The organism is Rhizorhapis suberifaciens (assembly GCF_014200045.1).
GTDB lineage: Bacteria > Pseudomonadota > Alphaproteobacteria > Sphingomonadales > Sphingomonadaceae > Rhizorhapis > Rhizorhapis suberifaciens.
In genome coordinates, this window is record NZ_JACHOV010000008.1 from 73578 (window position 1) to 90483 (window position 16906).

The 16906-nt window shown below is 59.1% G+C and carries 18 protein-coding genes and 1 tRNA gene; 7 read left to right on the forward strand and 12 right to left on the reverse strand.

Annotated features, from left to right (window positions below; all coding sequences use genetic code 11):
- Nucleotides 1-10: 10 nt before the first annotated feature.
- The 4 genes from fixJ to HNQ99_RS11090 all read right to left on the reverse strand — a co-directional run bounded on the left by fixJ (nucleotide 11) and on the right by HNQ99_RS11090 (nucleotide 5169).
- The gene (fixJ, locus tag HNQ99_RS11075; RefSeq protein ID WP_184475721.1) at nucleotides 11-664 is read right to left on the reverse strand and encodes a response regulator FixJ; all 654 of its coding nucleotides are present in this window, start codon (nucleotides 662-664) and stop codon (nucleotides 11-13) included.
- 185 nt (nucleotides 665-849) lie between these two features.
- Nucleotides 850-1662 (reverse strand): universal stress protein, encoded by an 813-nt coding sequence (locus HNQ99_RS11080; protein ID WP_184475722.1) that lies wholly within the window; start codon nucleotides 1660-1662, stop codon nucleotides 850-852.
- Nucleotides 1663-1812: 150 nt separating this feature from the next.
- Nucleotides 1813-4461, reverse strand: coding sequence for an alanine--tRNA ligase (gene alaS / locus HNQ99_RS11085; RefSeq protein ID WP_184475723.1), 2649 nt, complete (start codon nucleotides 4459-4461; stop codon nucleotides 1813-1815).
- A gap of 81 nt (nucleotides 4462-4542) precedes the next feature.
- Complete coding sequence (locus tag HNQ99_RS11090) at nucleotides 4543-5169, reverse strand: glutathione S-transferase family protein (protein ID WP_184475724.1); 627 nt, start codon at nucleotides 5167-5169, stop codon at nucleotides 4543-4545.
- Nucleotides 5170-5316: 147 nt separating this feature from the next.
- Between HNQ99_RS11090 and HNQ99_RS11095 the strand changes: the two genes are divergently transcribed.
- Nucleotides 5317-5460: a hypothetical protein gene (locus HNQ99_RS11095; RefSeq protein WP_184475725.1), complete on the forward strand. Its 144-nt coding sequence runs from the start codon at nucleotides 5317-5319 to the stop codon at nucleotides 5458-5460.
- A gap of 66 nt (nucleotides 5461-5526) precedes the next feature.
- On the opposite strand, the gene HNQ99_RS11100 is transcribed toward HNQ99_RS11095, so the two are convergent.
- Nucleotides 5527-5736, reverse strand: coding sequence for a dodecin (locus HNQ99_RS11100; protein WP_184475726.1), 210 nt, complete (start codon nucleotides 5734-5736; stop codon nucleotides 5527-5529).
- Nucleotides 5737-6525: 789 nt separating this feature from the next.
- Between HNQ99_RS11100 and HNQ99_RS11105 the strand changes: the two genes are divergently transcribed.
- The 3 genes from HNQ99_RS11105 (at nucleotide 6526) to HNQ99_RS11115 (ending at nucleotide 8335) form a co-directional block, all read left to right on the forward strand.
- Nucleotides 6526-7227, forward strand: a complete 702-nt coding sequence (locus HNQ99_RS11105; RefSeq protein WP_184475727.1) for an outer membrane protein — start codon at nucleotides 6526-6528, stop codon at nucleotides 7225-7227.
- 153 nt (nucleotides 7228-7380) lie between these two features.
- Nucleotides 7381-7767: a hypothetical protein gene (locus tag HNQ99_RS11110; RefSeq protein ID WP_184475728.1), complete on the forward strand. Its 387-nt coding sequence runs from the start codon at nucleotides 7381-7383 to the stop codon at nucleotides 7765-7767.
- 124 nt (nucleotides 7768-7891) lie between these two features.
- Nucleotides 7892-8335 (forward strand): cupin domain-containing protein, encoded by a 444-nt coding sequence (locus HNQ99_RS11115; RefSeq protein ID WP_184475729.1) that lies wholly within the window; start codon nucleotides 7892-7894, stop codon nucleotides 8333-8335.
- A 75-nt stretch (nucleotides 8336-8410) separates the two neighbouring features.
- Here HNQ99_RS11115 and HNQ99_RS11120 read toward each other — a convergent pair.
- The 3 genes from HNQ99_RS11120 to HNQ99_RS11130 form a co-directional block, all read right to left on the reverse strand.
- Nucleotides 8411-8487: transfer RNA gene (locus HNQ99_RS11120), tRNA-Arg, on the reverse strand.
- A gap of 115 nt (nucleotides 8488-8602) precedes the next feature.
- Nucleotides 8603-10432 (reverse strand): hypothetical protein, encoded by a 1830-nt coding sequence (locus tag HNQ99_RS11125; RefSeq protein WP_184475730.1) that lies wholly within the window; start codon nucleotides 10430-10432, stop codon nucleotides 8603-8605.
- Between the two features lies 1 nt (nucleotide 10433).
- Entirely contained in the window at nucleotides 10434-10595 is a 162-nt protein-coding gene (locus HNQ99_RS11130) for an LptA/OstA family protein (RefSeq protein ID WP_184475731.1), read from the reverse strand.
- Nucleotides 10596-10705: 110 nt separating this feature from the next.
- Between HNQ99_RS11130 and HNQ99_RS11135 the strand changes: the two genes are divergently transcribed.
- Complete coding sequence (locus HNQ99_RS11135) at nucleotides 10706-11251, forward strand: shikimate kinase (RefSeq protein WP_184475732.1); 546 nt, start codon at nucleotides 10706-10708, stop codon at nucleotides 11249-11251.
- On the forward strand, nucleotides 11242-12345 hold the full coding sequence (aroB, locus tag HNQ99_RS11140; protein ID WP_184475733.1) for a 3-dehydroquinate synthase: 1104 nt from the start codon (nucleotides 11242-11244) through the stop codon (nucleotides 12343-12345). The genes HNQ99_RS11135 and aroB overlap by 10 nt, the downstream gene beginning before the upstream one ends.
- 17 nt (nucleotides 12346-12362) lie before the next feature.
- Here aroB and HNQ99_RS11145 read toward each other — a convergent pair whose 3' ends face one another.
- The 3 genes from HNQ99_RS11145 to HNQ99_RS11155 all read right to left on the reverse strand — a co-directional run bounded on the left by HNQ99_RS11145 (nucleotide 12363) and on the right by HNQ99_RS11155 (nucleotide 14878).
- Entirely contained in the window at nucleotides 12363-13670 is a 1308-nt protein-coding gene (locus HNQ99_RS11145; RefSeq protein ID WP_184475839.1) for a sensor histidine kinase, read from the reverse strand.
- Nucleotides 13671-13793: 123 nt separating this feature from the next.
- The gene (locus HNQ99_RS11150; RefSeq protein ID WP_184475734.1) at nucleotides 13794-14462 is read right to left on the reverse strand and encodes a response regulator transcription factor; all 669 of its coding nucleotides are present in this window, start codon (nucleotides 14460-14462) and stop codon (nucleotides 13794-13796) included.
- A gap of 26 nt (nucleotides 14463-14488) precedes the next feature.
- A complete protein-coding gene (locus HNQ99_RS11155; RefSeq protein ID WP_246414911.1) occupies nucleotides 14489-14878 on the reverse strand; it encodes a hypothetical protein in 390 nt (129 codons plus the stop codon).
- Nucleotides 14879-15079: 201 nt separating this feature from the next.
- On the opposite strand from HNQ99_RS11155, the gene HNQ99_RS11160 reads away from it, so the two are divergent.
- Nucleotides 15080-15643: a pseudouridine synthase gene (locus HNQ99_RS11160; protein ID WP_184475736.1), complete on the forward strand. Its 564-nt coding sequence runs from the start codon at nucleotides 15080-15082 to the stop codon at nucleotides 15641-15643.
- A 16-nt stretch (nucleotides 15644-15659) separates the two neighbouring features.
- Here the strand turns inward: HNQ99_RS11160 and HNQ99_RS11165 are convergent, their stop codons facing one another.
- Nucleotides 15660-16811, reverse strand: a complete 1152-nt coding sequence (locus HNQ99_RS11165) for a cupin domain-containing protein (protein ID WP_184475737.1) — start codon at nucleotides 16809-16811, stop codon at nucleotides 15660-15662.
- Nucleotides 16812-16906 lie beyond the last annotated feature (95 nt).

Sequence of the window (16906 nt, forward strand, 5' to 3'; positions counted from 1 at the left end):
TCTGAGAAACCTACCCACCATCACCCACAGCCGCACTTCCTTCGCCGGGTTCTTCAAAAAGCCGCGCTGTAAATGCTATTCGCAGAGCCTCTGACAGGCTCTGCACCTCCAGCTTCTGCATCAGGTTCGCACGATGAATTTCCACCGTCCGCGGACTGATCCCTAGATCATAAGCAATGGTCTTGTTGGGCAAGCCGTCCACCATGCCCTTCAGAACATCCCGCTCTCTTGGCGTCAGGATGTTGAGGCGGTTCCGCGCATCCTCGCAGCGCCGATCGGAAAGCTTGTCCACCTCCAGCCTTTGCCGGGCCGCCTCCAGCGCGTCGAGTAGCGCAGCGCGCTCGAATGGCTTTTCTATAAAATCGCTCGCTCCCGCTTTCATTGCGCGCACAGCCATGTCCACATCGCCATGGCCCGTCATGATGATGACGGGCAGCATGATGCCCGACTGACGCAGCTGCTGCTGCACCTCCATGCCGTCAATCTCCGGCATACGGACATCAAGCAGAATGCAACCGCGCTCCAGCCTTGCGGCATTCATCAGCAATTCCCGACCGGAAGCATATAGACTTACCGTATAGCCGCTGGTCCTTAGCAGGAAAGAGATGGAACGGCGTATCGCTTCATCATCGTCGACGACGTGCACAAGCAGCTTATCGGTCATTATTCGCCTCCTGCTGGAGGCAACCTAACGTCCCCTGTTTTCGCGTGCAATCTCAATGACTATTAATGCTTGATAAGCAGGCTGATCACTTCCGTTCGTGTCGAGCGAAGTCGAAACATGTTGGTCCAGGCTGACGGCCCTCGACTTCGCCCGGGACGAACGGCTCTAGCTAAGGCGGTCGGGTTCTAATGCGCGAGCAGCAATGGCACGCGGCATTCGGCCATCAGATGTTTGGTCACGCCACCAAATAACGTCTCGCGAAGGCGGCTGCGCCCATAAGCACCCATGACCAGATAGGAAGCACCAAGTTCCCCTATCGCCTTGGCGATCGTTTCCTCTACCGTGCGGCCGGCGCGCGCCCATTCATGAAGCTCGGATGCTATGCCGTGGCGGGAAAGATAGGCCGAAGCGTCAGTGGCGGGGAAGCCGCTATCATCCTCTTCGACGGTGAGGATATTCACTTCCTGCGCCTGGGCCAGCAAGGTGACCGCCGAACGCAACGCATGGGCCGCTTCATAAGAACCGTTCCAGGCAATAACCGCCGACCCGCAACAGTCAAAGGAGGCGAGCTTTGGCGGCACGGCCAAAATCGCGCCCCGTGCATGGACGGCAACGTCCGCCGCAATTGGAAGGGGGGAGCCTGGATCCTTGGGGGCCGCCATGGTTCGCGTAAGGACAGTCACGTCCGCCAGGCGAGAGGCGCTCAACAGCGTCTGCACCAGGTCGCCATTATAATGCTGCCAATCCCAGGAGATCCCCTCCCGGCGAAGGCGTTCCTCCAAAGCAGAACGTTCATCGGCTTCCTCGGCCCTCAGTTCCTGCAGATTGGCCGGAAGCACGAAGGAACCGCCAAAAGGATCCATGGCGACATATTGCTGGATGGGCGTCACTTGAAGGCAGGTGAGATGGCCCTCTTGCGCCCTTACCAGGTCAAGCGCCGCCTGCAGGCGGGACTCCTGCCCGCTGTCGCGATTGATATGCAGCAGAACCGATTTCATCGCTTATCTTCCTTTGCCCGGCCAATGGCCGGTCTAAGCGAGGGCATCGGAAGGGTAACTAAGCCGAATTACAGATGCAAGCTTTCAGACCAGTTGAAGGCCGGCCCTTCACGGAATGCAAATCGATGCAGATGATCCGCCATGACCGTTTCAACCCGCCAGCGCCGCCTTCACCGCCTCGATAGCCGCAGCGGCCTTGGCTCCGTCAGGACCGCCGCCTTGAGCCATGTCGGGACGCCCGCCCCCACCTTTGCCGCCAAGGGTTTCGACCCCCACGCGGACAAGGTCCACGGCACTATGCGTTGCGCTAAGGTCGTCGGTCACGCCCACGGCGATGGATGCCCGACCGTCGACCACCGCAACAAGGGCGCTGACGCCGCTGCCAAGCTTTGTCTTGTTCTCGTCCACCAGGCCGCGAAGCTCCTTGGGATCCAGGCCCTCGATCACTTGGCCAAGAAAGTTCACATCGCCCACCTTCTCCGGTCCCGCAGCTTCGGTGCCTTTCGCTCCGCCGCCCAGCGCCAACGCCTTCTTTGCGTCGGCCAGCTCGCGTTCGAGCTTGCGACGTTCCTCGACGAGTGCGGCGATGCGGCTGGGGACTTCGTCAGGCGCGGTTTTCAATGCCGCCGCCGCCGCCTTCAGCTTGTCCTCGCGCTCGGTAAGCCAAAGCCGCGCCGCTTCGCCGGTCAGCGCCTCGATGCGTCGGACCCCGCTGGAAACGGCAGTTTCGCTCACAATCTTGAAAAGAGCGATATCGCCAAGGGCGGATACATGGGTGCCGCCGCACAATTCCACCGAATAGTGCTTGTCGGTCGCCTGTCCCATGGACAGAACGCGCACCTCGTCTCCATATTTCTCGCCGAACAGGGCCATTGCGCCTGCATGAATGGCATCCTCCGGCGTCATAAGCCGCGTCGTGACTGGCTCATTCCCGCGGATCTGTGCGTTAACATCCGCCTCTATCTCGACGATCTGATGGAGCGTAAGCGCTTCGGGATGTGAAAAGTCGAACCTCAGGCGGTCCGCCGCAACAAGGCTGCCCTTCTGCGTCACATGCCCCCCCAGACGGTGGCGCAGCGCCGCGTGCAGAAGATGGGTAGCGCTGTGGTTAGCGCGGATGCGGTTGCGGCGTTCGGCATCGACGCTCAGATGTACCGTATCCCCTACCGCAATTTTCCCCGCGGCTATCCTGGCCTGATGGGCATGAAGACGGCCCAGCGGCTTGGCCGTATCGCCGACCTCAGCCGCAAGTCCAGATGGGGCGGAAATGGTTCCTGCATCACCCATCTGGCCGCCGCTTTCTCCATAAAATGGCGTCTGGTTGGTGACAACGATCACCTCCTCGCCTGTAGAGGCGGTGTCCACGGTTGCTCCATCGCGAACAAGGGCGACGACCTGCCCCTCTCCTTCTGTCGAGGTGTAGCCAGTGAATTCAGTGGCTCCGGCACTTTCAGCAATGTCGAACCAGATTTCATCCGAAGCCTTTTCGCCCGACCCTTTCCAGGCGGCTCGGGCCGCGGCTTTCTGTTGCGCCATGGCTGCATCGAAACCGGCCCGGTCCACGCCAAGCGATTGCGCCCGCAGCGCGTCTTCGGTGAGGTCATAGGGAAAGCCGAACGTATCGTAGAGCTTGAATGCCGTCTCGCCCGGAAGCGTGTCGCCCGACTTCATGCCCGCCGTGGCGTCGTCAAGCAGCCGCAGCCCCTTTTCCAGGGTTTGACGAAAACGGGTTTCCTCCCGCAGCAAGGTTTCCTGGATAAGCGGCTGAGCGCGGATCAGTTCGGGATAAGCCCCGCCCATTTCCGCAACCAGGCCGCCGACCAGGCGATGCATCAACGGCTCGGCCGCGCCGATAAGATGGGCATGGCGCATGGCGCGGCGCATGATGCGGCGCAGGACATAACCTCTACCCTCATTGGCCGGCAGCACGCCGTCTGCGATTAAGAAACCCGAAGAGCGCAGATGATCCGCGATAACGCGATGGCTCGCTTTATGCTGACCGTCGATGGCGGTCTTTGTAAGTTCGCCCGACTCCTCGATCAGCGCACGGAAAGTGTCGGTGTCATAATTGTCGTGAACGCCCTGAAGGACAGCGGCAATCCGCTCCAGCCCCATGCCGGTGTCGATGCTGGGCTTGGGCAGGGTGATGCGTTCTCCGCCCGGCTGCTGGTCATATTGCATGAAAACCAGGTTCCAGATCTCGACGAAGCGGTCGCCGTCCTCATCGGGACTGCCCGGAAGACCGCCGGGAATATGCGAACCATGGTCATAGAATATTTCCGAACATGGACCACAAGGCCCCGTGTCGCCCATCGACCAGAAATTGTCCGACGTCGCGATGCGGATGATCCGATCGGCGGGCATTCCGGCGATCTTCTGCCAATGGCGGAAAGCTTCATCATCGTCATGATAGACGGTGACGACCAGGCGTTCGGGCGAAATTCCCCATTCCTTGGTAATAAGGGTCCAGGCATGGTGAATGGCCTGTTCCTTGAAATAATCGCCAAAGCTGAAATTGCCCAGCATCTCGAAAAAGGTATGGTGGCGCGCTGTATAGCCCACATTGTCGAGGTCATTGTGCTTGCCGCCTGCCCGCACACACTTCTGCGAGGATGTCGCGGTGGTGTAATCGCGCTTTTCAAGACCGGTGAAGACATTCTTGAAAGGCACCATGCCCGCATTCACGAACATCAGCGTCGGGTCATTGTGCGGCACCAGCGGTGCGGACGCCACGGGCATGTGCCCCTGCGACGCGAAATAGTCGAGGAAGGAGCGGCGGATGTCGTTAGTCGATGTCATGAGGGCGATTTAGGCGAGAGAAACCCGTCGCACAAGCATTACGGTTGGGCGCTATTTTCGTTCGCCGCCATCCTTCCGATTTCATGCATAGGCATATGCCCCTCCCGCCTTGAGCGCCGCTTTATAAGCCGGACGCGCATGCACGCGGTTAAGCCATTCAACAAGCTTGGGCCGGGAGTCATCCAGGCCCGCACGACCGCGGCTCAGTTCAAGGGGGAAGCTCATCATGATATCGGCGGCGGTAAAGCTGTCTCCCGCAAAATAGGGGCGCTTCGCCAACTCCGATTCCAGCCAGTCGAGATGCTCGTCCATCATGCCCTGCACCGTCTTTCTGGCAGGTTTCCCCAGCAGCCCCAGGCGGCCAACGACAAGCAGCGTCATCAACGGCGGCATCATCGATCCTTCGGCATAATGAAGGAACTGACGATAGCGTAACACGGCTTCGCGATGCGGCGGCGGCCCCATCCGGCCGTCGGACTTCTCGATCAGATATTCCACGATGGCCCCGGTTTCCGCAATCAGCTGCGGCCCGTCCTCGATCATGGGCGAGCGACCCAAGGGATGCACCTCCCGAAGCGAAGCCGGCGCGCGCAGCGTTTGCGCGTTGCGTTCATACCGTTTTACGCGATAGGGCATTTGCAATTCTTCCAACAACCACAGGACGCGTTGGGATCGGCTGTTTTGAAGATGATGGACGATGATCGTCATTACGACACTCCCTCAAAGGGGATGAATTGCGACTGACATATCAGTTATTGTTCAAAAACCACAAGGCCGCCCCCTCATCCCGGAACCGGACCGTCAGAATGGTGGTTAAACTTCTGTCCCAATTCCGGGGCAATGGAGGATGCCGTCATGGCTAATAAACAAGGCGACAAGTCGCAACGCGACCAAGACAGCCGCCGTAAACAACAGCAGCAGCAAGAAAACCGTCAGGGCCAAATGGGCCAGGAAAAGCGCCAGCAAGACCGGAAGCCCGGCTCTGACCAACAGCGCTGATGTTTGAATGAACTGGAAAGGGGCCGACCTCGGCCCCTTTTCATTGACCCGCCGGACCGCCTTAAGTCACTCTTCCAGCGTGAAACCGACCTTCAGCGTGACCTGAAACTGTTCGACGAGCCCTTGTTTCACATGTCCTGTCGTCTTCACCACCTCAAACCAGCCAAGGTTGCGCAACGATCGATTAGCCCGTTCGATCGCCTTCTGGACGGCGTCTTCGATGCTTTCAGACGAGGTTCCAACGATCTCGGTGACCTTGAAGACATGTTCTTCCATTGGTGACTCCTCTGAAATGTGCGGAAACCATCGCAATATAACAGATATTCCTACTGCACACGAGGAACGCAGCGCCTGTGAAACGCTTTTGAGCGACTCGCCAACATGTGCTATGAGAGATTGGTCTTGCCAGAACCCCTCACCGAAAATGATCGGATTGAGGGAGCCGGATCGACAAAAATCCGGAATTCAGGGCAAGGTTGAGCGCGTCCCCCGACCTGTGAGCCAGCTATTCTGGTGAAGGTGTCGAGGGACGCGTTTTGATTTCTCCCCCTCGCTGTTGCTCCAAAGTCACTGATCGCAAAAAAGGAACTCGGCCGGATGACCGAGTTCCAGTGGGATGACCTTTAGTCGCATCCTTTATACTATTGACCTGAAATAAGGTTTCAAGATTCCGTTGTCCCAAATTGGGATATGACTAATCCGTTATTATGTAACCTTAAAATTATTCATTTCCCCGGTCGAGCCTCACTACGACAGAGACTTCCTCGGGCCGAATGGCATCATCATCCTCGGCTCCAGATATCACCACAATTTCTAACCCATTACTTTAAAAATGAATCTCATCCGGTCGCTTTGACGACATCTATTTGTCCGCCAGATACCGGAACATAGGGGAACCGCGGTCGTTTTCTCGGAACGCTTTGGCGATAAGGGAGGGAACTTTTCCCAATAATTGCCGTGACATGGACGAAGGCGGCCAGCTCCAGGCAAGGCCGTCAGGGGTGGACTGCGACCTTTATAAATCGGGGGGTTGTTACGACCAACGATCAACCATGGGAGTGAATCATGAAAAAGGTTTTGATCACCACTTTATTGGCCAGCGGAGCCCTGATCACCGCGATGCCGGCGCAAGCACAGGAACCATCTCCCTTCACCGGCTTCAGGATCGAAGCCTTGGGCGGCTATGACACGCTTCGCAACGGCAGCGATGTGGACATTGACGAGGATAGCGACGAGGATATCGACCAGTCCATAGACGGTTTTGTCTATGGCGTCGGCGCTGGTTTCGATTTCGACCTTGGAGGGTTTGTTGCGGGCGTAGAGGGAGAATTCACGGATTCGACCGGCAAGCAGGACGCCGATGAAGTAATCAACGCTCCGTTCGCCTTTCGCGCCAGCATCGGCCGCGACCTTTATGTCGGTGCCAGGGTCGGCATGCGTGTCATGCCCAGCACCCTTGTTTATGTGAAGGGCGGGTACACAAGCACAAAGGTCAATGCCGCCATAGATGACCTTGATGCCGATGACGATGTGGACTTCACCACCGACGCCGATCAGACGGTTGACGGCTATCGGATTGGCGCAGGAATCGAACATCTGCTTGGAGACAGTTTGGGCGTCGGCTCCAGCGCCTATGTAAAGCTTGAATACCGCTATTCCAAATATGATGACCTGTCCTTCGATGACGACTTCTTCACCGACGAGAATTCCGTGGACATCGATCTTGATCGCCATCAGGTCGTGGCGGGACTGGGTATCCGCTTCTAACAATGGGTCGGCCCTGCATTGCGCGGGGCCGGCACTCCTGATGGCCTTTGCTGTAGACCACGTTCTGCTCCCGTTCATCATGCCTGGCATAATGAAGGTGAGACGCACTGCGAGCCGATTACCGGCCACAGTCTCTCATTTGGGAGCATTGCTATGCGGAGTATATTAAAAACCATTGTGGGCGCATGCACCCTCGCCAGTGCTATGGCGACGGCAGTGCCGGTAGAGGCGCGGCCCGACGGCTATCGGGATTATCGGGAACATCGGTGGAACTCTGGCCGGCACCGTTACCGTGACCATGACCGGGGGCGCTATCGCAACCACTATCGGTACGGCTATCGGGATAGCCGCCATTATTATCCTCGCGGATATTATGGTTATCGCGGACATCCGCGCGTCTACTATCGTGACTATGACAGAGGTGATGACGGAGCATTGCTGGCAGCAGGCATAATCGGCTTGGCCTTGGGCGCGGCGATTGCCTCCAACAATGACCGCGACCGCTATTACGACCGGGACTATGATTATTACCGGGATTGAAGATCTTCGGTTCATGCGAAAAAGGAAGGCCGCGCCAAGGTTGAGCTAAGGCGCAGCCCAAATAGAGATGTGCATTTCTGCCATCCCGGGAATGTGCTATTCTACGCTGGCTAGGAGACTTGCCATGCGACGATTCCTTGTACTCATGAACAGTGTGCTCGCACTTGCCTCTCCCGCCATTGCACAGGTCCAAAGCGGCAAAGAGGCATGGGGCCCCGCGCCCCCGGGCTTGCCAGATGGATCACAGGCAACCATCCTCTCAGGCGATCCTGGAAAAACGGGATTCTTTGTGATCCGCGCCAAGATGCCCGCGGGCTATACCATCCCTCCACATTGGCATCCAACGGATGAGAATGTCACCGTCATCACCGGTGAATTGATGCTTGGCATGGGCGACAAGGTAGATCCCGCCACCGCCACCACCCTCACGGCAGGCGGGTTCATCGTCGCGAAGGCAAAGATGCACCACTACGCAACGACGAAGACAGGAGCGGTAGTGCAAATCTCCGGAGAGGGCCCCTTCGCGATCAACTACATCAATCCAGCCGACGATCCCCGAAAGCAATAGCCGGGAGTTCTGAGCAAGGATTAAAGCGGATTGCGCAAAAAAGACTTGCCCTGAGTCTTCGAATTTTATGGAAAATGGTGCGCCCGGAGCGATTCGAACGCCCGACCCTCAGATTCGTAGTCTGATGCTCTATCCAGCTGAGCTACGGGCGCTTGGGAATGCCGCAGATAGGCGGGGGCAGCGCTTCTGGCAACCCCCTTTTTTGCGCATTATCGAAGAAATGTCTGCTCGCCATTCCGACCCGCCAAAACTTCGTCGATCCAACATTCACAACCGCGCAATCGCCTCTGCAGCGATCATGCGGGCTTCGGGCTCAAGGCCCACGCGCCGCAACGCGGACACGATGTGGAATAGATGTTCGGGCGGCAACCGGCTCCAATCGGACACTTGCATACCGACGCCCGCCAACACCGCCACGGTTCCTGGCTCACCGCGACGGGCAGCCTCGTCAATGGCTCGTGTCCAACGAGACCGGTATCCCGCGCGCAGGCCGATATCCGGCGCAATGCGGTTCATGTCGGCCAAGCTCATGCGGCCCAGGCCCGCTAGGCCCGCGACCAACATACGCGATTTGATGAAATTGGCGCTGCCATCTTGATCGCGATAGGCATCGATCCGGTCATAGTCGCTGCCGACGCGCAACTCGGGCGAGGCCAGGGCCAACAGAGCCCAGGCATCTTGAGCTGGCTGCCCGTCAATCTGCCCGACGACATTGCTCCATGCCGCCGCATTGCGATCAAAGCCGCCGGCCAGCATCGATGCAATCAGGGGAGCAATATCATCGCCCACGTCAGTGGTAATCGGCAGGCGCGCCGCCGCCCGCGCCATGGCGACATAACCGGCATAGTCCGCCCCATTGCCGTTGGGTGTCCAAAAGGACCGCATTATGTCCAATCGCTGGGCGGCGTCGCCAGTATAGGCGTCGCGCAACCTGCGGGCATTTTCAACAATGTCCTCCGGCGCATCTTCATCTTCGGCAAGACGGCTTTGGAAATCCACCACCGCCGCGTTGGAAAACACCCCGAGCCGAGCCGCCACATTTACGGCATTGATGCGGGACGCCAGAGGCAGCAAAGCCGCACGAGCCTTCCATGCTTGAACGTGCGGGCTTACCCCCGCCCATAACCGGTCGGGAATCTCGATCCCTGTCGCCGTCGCCATACCATAGCGCCAGACGGTCAGTTGATCGACGCCCTCCCATTCGATATTCACCGAACGGCGGCTGTTGAAACCCGCGCCCACCACCTTTTCGGCCAGGCGGAAGTCAATTCCCCGTGCCGTTCCGCGCCGTTCAGCCTGATTCAGCACGGCGCTTGCCAGCCCCTGATCCCCCGAGAGAGAAGCACAGATGGCCTGGCTCATCTCCCAGCCGGGCTCGTCGCTGGTGCGAAGCGCCGGAGCCACCAGCGGACACAGGCCCGCAGGATCGGCTGTCGCCAGATAGGTCTGCATCGCTATGGCATAGAGCCGCGGCGTATAATCCAGACTGTCGACCGTTTGCACCAGCATACGGGCTGCATCCGCCTCCCCCATGCGCAACAGCAACCATGCCCGGTCGGCAATCCAGTCCGCGCCATTCACCCCGGCGGGCGTGTTCGTGCTGGACAATAATGCCCGGCGCAGCAGGATGGAGGCCCAGCGCGACGCGATTGGCGCGCGGGTCTTCTGCATCAATATGCCGAGATAATGTCCACCCGCCCGGCCAAAGGCATCAGGCGCAAGCCCCTTGGTCCGTGGCGTAAGCACCCCGATCCGGTCCATCGAGCGCCTGGCATAGGGCGGCAGGTCGTACTTCTGCCGCGCAAGCTCGACATTCTCGACTTCCTCATCCTCGTCGCCCTCGCCTTCCTCACCCGGCGTCAGCAGCAGTTCGGGCAGCGAAGCGGTTTCATCTTCCGTCGGTTTCTCCCCTGGTCGTTTGCCAGGAGCAGGGGCGGGCGTGACGGCAGGCGGTGCGCCTTCATCAGGTGGAACAGCCTCTCCAAAGCCCGGCGGCAGCAATGATTCGGGTGCGTCCTGGCCGATCGCAGGAATGGCCAGGGCAATCGTCGCTATGCCTGCAATCAGCAGATTTCGGCTTCGGCGGCTGATCGCCATATTATTGCGTGAACCTGTCCGGTGAGATGACCTTCTCGACGCGAGCCTGCGGCTGCTCCCCACCCCTTTGCCAGAGATACCATATCGCCCCTGCAAGCAATGCGATCAGGACGATCCAGATGATGGTTGGGCGGATGTTGCGGTTGGTTCTTCTATTTCTCATGGACTTTCCCTACCGCCTGTTGGGGGCTGAATTCCAGCCTCCTTGAGCGGCGTAACCAAATAAAAAGACGATTTGCCCGACGTGCACGGCGCTGTATAGCCGCGCCTGCCATGCAACGAAACCTGAAATCCTTCAACCCGGCGATCAAGGGTCCCATTGTGCTGATCGGCATGATGGGCGTTGGAAAATCGACAGTCGGAAGACGGTTGGCGACACGTCTAGGCATTCCCTTCGTGGATGCCGACGATGAAATCGAAGTCGCGGCTGGCATGAACATTCAGGAAATTTTCGAACGCTTCGGCGAAGGCCATTTCCGCGATGGGGAACGGCGCGTCATTGCCCGGCTTATGGACGGCGATCTCAAGGTTATTGCGACGGGCGGCGGCGCTTTCATGCAAGCTGAAACCCGTGCCGAGATTTTGGAGCATGCAATCACCATCTGGCTTGACGCTGACATCGACGTCCTTGTCGACCGCGTCTCCCGCCGTGACGGCCGTCCGCTGCTGAAGGACAAGGATCCCCGCATCGTGCTTGAACAGCTGGCGGAAATACGCAACCCCGTTTACGCACTGGCGCCGATCCACATCAAAAGCAGGGCCGGGCCGCATGAGGCGACGGTCGAGAAAATCATGGAAGCTTTGGAAAAATGGCAATAATCCCGGTCAGCCTTGGTGATCGCAGCTACGACATCTTAGTCGCGGAAGGCGCGCTGGATCATGCGGCGGGGCATCTTGGCGGCTTTGTCCGCAATGCCGGGCTGGTGGTCGTCACCGACGAAAATGTGGCGCGGGCACAGCTGCCCCGTCTGGTGAATGCCCTGGCCCATGGGGGGATAAGGGTGGAACCCATCATCCTGCCCCCCGGCGAAGGATCGAAAAGCTGGGAAGTGCTGGAGGTTCTTCTCGACAGGCTATTGGACCTTGGCGTTGAACGGAGCGACCATATCATTGCCCTTGGCGGCGGCGTGATTGGCGACGTTGTGGGTTTTGCCGCCGCAATTCTGAAACGAGGCTGCAACTTCGTCCAGATTCCCACCACTGTGCTGGCGCAGGTCGACAGCTCTGTCGGGGGAAAGACCGCGATCAATACCGCCGCGGGCAAGAACCTTGTGGGCGCCTTTCACCAGCCTTCGTTCGTGCTGATCGATCCTTCCTCGCTCGACAGTCTGCCGGTGCGGGAAGTGCGTGCGGGCTATGCCGAGGTGGTTAAATATGGCCTCATCAACGACGCGGATTTCTTTGCCTGGTGCGAAAAACATGGGGGGTCCCTGATCGCCGGCGACATGGCGGCGCGCACCGTCGCCATTGAAAAAAGCGTCAGGGCGAAAGCCGGCATCGTCGGCGAGGACGAACGCGAAACCAGCGGCCGCCGAGCTCTTCTGAATCTCGGTCACACCTTCGGTCATGCGCTCGAGGCGGAGACCGGCTTTTCCGATATGCTGCTCCACGGCGAAGGTGTCGCAGCCGGCATGGCCCTCGCCTTCCGCTTTTCCGCACGGCAGGGTCTTTGCAGTCAGGATGACGCGGCGCGGGTAACCGAGCACTTGAAATCGGCAGGACTGCCCTATGATCTCGACAGCGCCCATGTCTCCGCTCCGGGCGAAACGCTGGTCGCTCATATGATGCATGACAAGAAAATGGCGGGCGGCAAGCTCCCCTTCCTGCTCGCGCGGGGAATCGGCGAGACCTATTTGGAAAGGAATGTTGACCTCGCCGAAGTGGCGGCGTTTCTGGACGAAGAGCAGAGCTAGGGCCCGAACCGCAGTTTTCAAACCGCCTGAGGCAATGTCAACTTTGCCAGCAGCCCGCCCAGATCCTCGCTCTCCTCAAGCGAAACGCCGCCGTCGTAAATTTCCGCCACGTCTCTGACGATGGCGAGGCCCAAGCCGGTCCCCGGCTTGGCCGAATCCAACCTGACGCCCCGGTCGAATATCCGCGTGCGCTGTTCTTTCGGAATCCCCGCGCCATCGTCCTCGACAATGATCTCGACCATTTCACTATTGGGCCGGACGGTGACGAACACACTGCCGCCGCCATATTTCGCGGCATTTTCGATGAGGTTCCCAATCATTTCGTCCAGATCCTGCCGTTCGACGCGAACAGCCGCGTTCTTGTCGCCGTCGACGTCCAGCCGCACCTCTGGATAAAGACGCCGCACCGCTCGCTCCACCGCCTCCACGCTCGGCCAGACCTCAGCGCGGCAATGCGCTGACCCACGCCGACCGACCGCCCGCGCCCGCGCAAGATGGTGATCCACTTGCCGCCGCATCGTCGCGGCCTCGCGAATGACGGTATCTCCCAGGTCGGGAGCTTGCGCCGTCGCCGCATTCATGATGACCGTGAGCGGCGTTTTCAACGCATGGGCCAAATTGCCTGCGTGCCGCCGGGCCTCTTCTGCCTGGCGTTCATTATGGGCGAGCAGCTCATTCAGTTCCTCCACCATCGGCATGATCTCGTCGGGCAGCGGCTCTGTCACTCGTCCCTTGTCCCCCGCCCGCATGCGGGAGATTTCCTTCCGAACCCGTCGAAGGGGGCGCAGTCCGTAAAAAGTCTGCAGCGCCGCCATGATGATGAGGCCGATGCCCAATATCGCGAAGCTCTTTACCAGCGTCGAGCGCAAGGCGCTGATCTGGTCATCCAGGCTGTCCCGCGCCTGCGCCACAATGAACTTCCATCCCACTTTGGATCCAGGCAGCCGCACCGTCCGTTCCATGACGCGCAGGTCCTCGCCGGGAAACTGTTTGCTGTCATAGACATGCGCCCGCATGTCCTTGTGCCGATGGTCGACCTGAAGAGCCCGGTCCCATAGCGAACGGGAGCGGAAGTCATCGAATCCGGCTCCGCTGATTTGAAAATAGATGCCGCTGCCTGGTTCCAGGAAGCGCTGATCGGCAAGGGGCCGGATCAGACGGACCTCGCCATCGGGGCCAATCTCGGCTGAACTCATCATCGCCGTCAGCACATAGTTCAGACCATCGTCGAAGCTGCGCGTGATCGCCTGCGTCAGCACCCGGTCCAGCGCCATCCCTCCACCGATCAGCAGCAGCGTGATCCACAACGCCGCAATGCCGATCATGCGGCGGCTGAGCGATCCGGTGGCCCGGCTGGGACTTGGCGAGGGTTCGGTCTGCACCTTAGCTTGCTATCCCTCGTGGGTGTTCAGGAGCGCTCCCGCCTGCGCAGGAGCACAATTGCGCGATCACCCCACCGCCGGCTCTTCTAGGCTGTAGCCCAGACCTCTGATCGTCGTAATCACGTCCGGCCCAAGCTTTTTGCGAATGCGCGTCACGAACACTTCGATCGTGTTGGAATCCCGGTCGAAATCCTGATCGTAGATATGCTCGATAAGTTCGGTCCGGGACACCACCTTGCCCTTGTGGTGCAGCAGGTAGGATAGCAGCTTATATTCCTGCGCGGTGAGTTTCACCGGCTCGCCCTTCAAGGTCACCTTGCCCGAACGGGTGTCGAGCCGAACATCGCCCGCCATCAACTCGCTTGACGCATTGCCAGACGCGCGCCGGATCAGCGCTCTTAACCGCGCGATCAGCTCTTCGCTCTGAAATGGCTTGGCAAGATAATCGTCGGCCCCGGCGTCGAGGCCCGCGACCTTGTCCGACCAGCTATCGCGCGCCGTCAACACCAGCACCGGAAAGCTCAGCCCATCCTTGCGCCAGCGGTCGAGCACGGTCAGACCGTCAATCTCCGGCAGGCCGAGGTCAAGCACAACCGCGTCATAGCTTTCGGTGGAGCCGAGAAAATGCCCCTCCTCGCCATCAGTGGCAAGGTCCACGGCATAACCCGCGCCTTCAAGGGTATTTTTGAGTTGCTGGCCCAGATTGGGCTCGTCTTCAACAATCAACAGCCGCATATCAGCCCTTTATCATGTTTTTCTTTTCAGCGCGAACGCCGGACGATATCGCCTGAACGGCCATCGACATCAACCCATACAACGCGGCCCTCCCGCATATATTTCAGCCGATATTCCCCGCGCCGGTCGTCAAACTCGCTACCCAGATAATTGGCGCCGTCCATTTCCCGCCCAACACGGCGCTTGATGATGGAAAAAGGCATGACATCTCCATCCAGCATCGCCCGGCGAGCGGCATCCTGTTCATAGCGGCGCGGCGCGGCGCGCATCAGCTCGCTGCGCTCATAACCCCGTTCGGCTCCCCTGCCTTTCCCCCGGCCCCGCTGGTCGTCAGCGGCCGCAGGGCAAGAGATGGCCGTTACGACGATAGCGGCAGCCAGAAAGCCTGGCAGGAGAAGGGTTTTCCTTTGCATCATGATGGGCATGGCATAGGGCAAAGGGATTGAACAGGTGGTGAATGGGGCTGAAATCTCGATGAAAGGTTTAATATCCGCTGGATTTTCAGCGACTATGGCATTTTTGCATCGGTGACGGCCATCACATGAATATGTCAATGCCCGCCAACCGCTTTCGGCCGCTGGAGCGGTCAGGCGCAGTAATGGAGAATAAAAGGGACCATGTCGCGTTTGATCCTGTTCAACAAGCCTTATGGAGCGCTTTCGCAATTCACGGATCGCGGCAGGGAATCGACACGCCCAACCCTGACGGATTTTATTCACGTACCGGGCGTTTATCCTGCGGGGCGGCTCGATCTTGATAGCGAGGGCCTGCTCCTGCTCACCGACGATGGCAAGCTGCAGGCGCGGATCGCTGATCCCAAATTCAAGATGCCGAAAACCTACCTCGTCCAGATCGAAGGCGATCCCGAAGAGACAAGCCTCGACCAACTGAGGCAAGGCCTCCATTTGAAAGACGGCCTGACCCGGCCGGCGAAAGTCGAACGCATTGCCGACCCCGCGCTCTGGCCCCGCGATCCGCCGGTCCGCTTCCGTAAAAGCGTGCCCGACTGCTGGCTCAAGCTGACAATTCGGGAAGGCCGCAACCGGCAAGTGCGCCGAATGACGGCAGCCATCGGCCATCCGACTTTGAGGCTGGTGCGATGGAGCATCGGCGACTGGACGCTCGAAGGGCTCCAGTCCGGAAAATGGCGGGAAGCGCCAATTGCGGTTCAGGCGCGATGAGCCAAAGCGCCTGCTCTCAACCCTCCGTATCGAAAGCCACGCTGCCTTGATTGTACAGCTTCATGATCAAGCCCATTGCTGACTCCGAACTTCCAAGGACCGGATCGATACTGACGCGATCCTGCGCACAGATTTGCTCTGCCAATGCGATGGTTTCTTTGACGCACTCGAAACATTCGCCATCGACGAACATCAGCACGCAATCCTCCCCTTGCCGGATAAAGGAAAAGCGGCTGGCCGGGTTGCGGGACAGCGGAACGTCGTCGGCAACAAATCCGCCTATGTCCTCGATCTGAAGGACTTGTTCCGGCTGCCAATCCATGTCGGGATATTTGGGCTTGCTGCTATATTGCCCGAACCAACGCGCAAACGCCTCACGGTCGCGCATTGCCTCAGTGACCATTGCGTGCAGCGCTGCGATGGCGTCTTCCGAAATCTCGCCGGGATTGCCTTGCGTCCCTAGGTTCTGATCCTCGTAACGATCATCGTCCTGCATCTCCCCCACCAGATCATCGCACCAATTCTCGATGAGTTCGCTGCGCGAAGGAGCCCGAAAGCCAACCGAATAGGTCATGCAATCATCGCCAACCGCCACACCATTATGCGCTACCCGCGGCGGCACATAGAGCATATCGCCGGGTTCGAGCACCCATTCGTCGGTCGCCTCAAAATGGGCAAGCAGGCGCAAATCATCGTGCGGCAACAATTGGGTGGCAGCATCGCACAATCCGCCGACTTGCCAGCGACGCTTTCCCGACCCCTGGATCAGGAACACATCATATTGATCAAAATGCGGACCCACGCCGCCTTCATCGGTCGCATAGCTCACCATGACATCGTCGATGCGCCAATTGGGTATGAAGCGAAACGGAGCGATGAGCGCGGCAACGTCCGGCACATGATGATCGACCGCCTGCACCAACAGCGTCCACGGCTTTTTGCCGAGCTTGCTGAAACGCGCTTCCGGCAACGGACCATGTTCGGCCTTCCACCTGTCGCGGCTCTGCGTGATGAGGCGCGATTCGACGTCTTCTTCGCAGGCCAACCCTGCCAGTTCGTCGGGATCGAGCGGATTGCTCCACGACATCCATGGATTTTTGATCAGCAGCGGCTTCTTCTGCCAATAATCGCGCAGGAAACCGTCAATATCGAAGTTGATGAATTGCATAGAATACTCGCAGGCGCCTGTTCCCATTGCCTTGCCGGTATAAGCCCACGCTGTCAAAGCGAGCAGGACGGACGACCTTGCGCGCCGTCCAAATC

Bases quoted from the DNA above. Each gene is read 5' to 3' on its own strand.
- HNQ99_RS11115 (WP_184475729.1), top strand. From the start codon at position 7,892: ATGCGACGATTCCTTGTACTCATGAACAGTGTGCTCGCACTTGCCTCT.
- HNQ99_RS11080 (WP_184475722.1), bottom strand. From the start codon at position 1,662: ATGAAATCGGTTCTGCTGCATATCAATCGCGACAGCGGGCAGGAGTCC.
- HNQ99_RS11090 (WP_184475724.1), bottom strand. From the start codon at position 5,169: ATGACGATCATCGTCCATCATCTTCAAAACAGCCGATCCCAACGCGTC.
- HNQ99_RS11160 (WP_184475736.1), top strand. From the start codon at position 15,080: ATGTCGCGTTTGATCCTGTTCAACAAGCCTTATGGAGCGCTTTCGCAA.
- HNQ99_RS11145 (WP_184475839.1), bottom strand. From the start codon at position 13,670: ATGATCGGCATTGCGGCGTTGTGGATCACGCTGCTGCTGATCGGTGGA.
- alaS (WP_184475723.1), bottom strand. From the start codon at position 4,461: ATGACATCGACTAACGACATCCGCCGCTCCTTCCTCGACTATTTCGCG.
- HNQ99_RS11150 (WP_184475734.1), bottom strand. From the start codon at position 14,462: ATGCGGCTGTTGATTGTTGAAGACGAGCCCAATCTGGGCCAGCAACTC.
- HNQ99_RS11125 (WP_184475730.1), bottom strand. From the start codon at position 10,432: ATGGCGATCAGCCGCCGAAGCCGAAATCTGCTGATTGCAGGCATAGCG.
- HNQ99_RS11105 (WP_184475727.1), top strand. From the start codon at position 6,526: ATGAAAAAGGTTTTGATCACCACTTTATTGGCCAGCGGAGCCCTGATC.
- HNQ99_RS11135 (WP_184475732.1), top strand. From the start codon at position 10,706: ATGCAACGAAACCTGAAATCCTTCAACCCGGCGATCAAGGGTCCCATT.
- HNQ99_RS11095 (WP_184475725.1), top strand. From the start codon at position 5,317: ATGGCTAATAAACAAGGCGACAAGTCGCAACGCGACCAAGACAGCCGC.
- HNQ99_RS11110 (WP_184475728.1), top strand. From the start codon at position 7,381: ATGCGGAGTATATTAAAAACCATTGTGGGCGCATGCACCCTCGCCAGT.
- fixJ (WP_184475721.1), bottom strand. From the start codon at position 664: ATGACCGATAAGCTGCTTGTGCACGTCGTCGACGATGATGAAGCGATA.
- HNQ99_RS11155 (WP_246414911.1), bottom strand. From the start codon at position 14,878: ATGATGCAAAGGAAAACCCTTCTCCTGCCAGGCTTTCTGGCTGCCGCT.
- HNQ99_RS11100 (WP_184475726.1), bottom strand. From the start codon at position 5,736: ATGGAAGAACATGTCTTCAAGGTCACCGAGATCGTTGGAACCTCGTCT.
- aroB (WP_184475733.1), top strand. From the start codon at position 11,242: ATGGCAATAATCCCGGTCAGCCTTGGTGATCGCAGCTACGACATCTTA.
- HNQ99_RS11130 (WP_184475731.1), bottom strand. From the start codon at position 10,595: ATGAGAAATAGAAGAACCAACCGCAACATCCGCCCAACCATCATCTGG.
- HNQ99_RS11165 (WP_184475737.1), bottom strand. From the start codon at position 16,811: ATGCAATTCATCAACTTCGATATTGACGGTTTCCTGCGCGATTATTGG.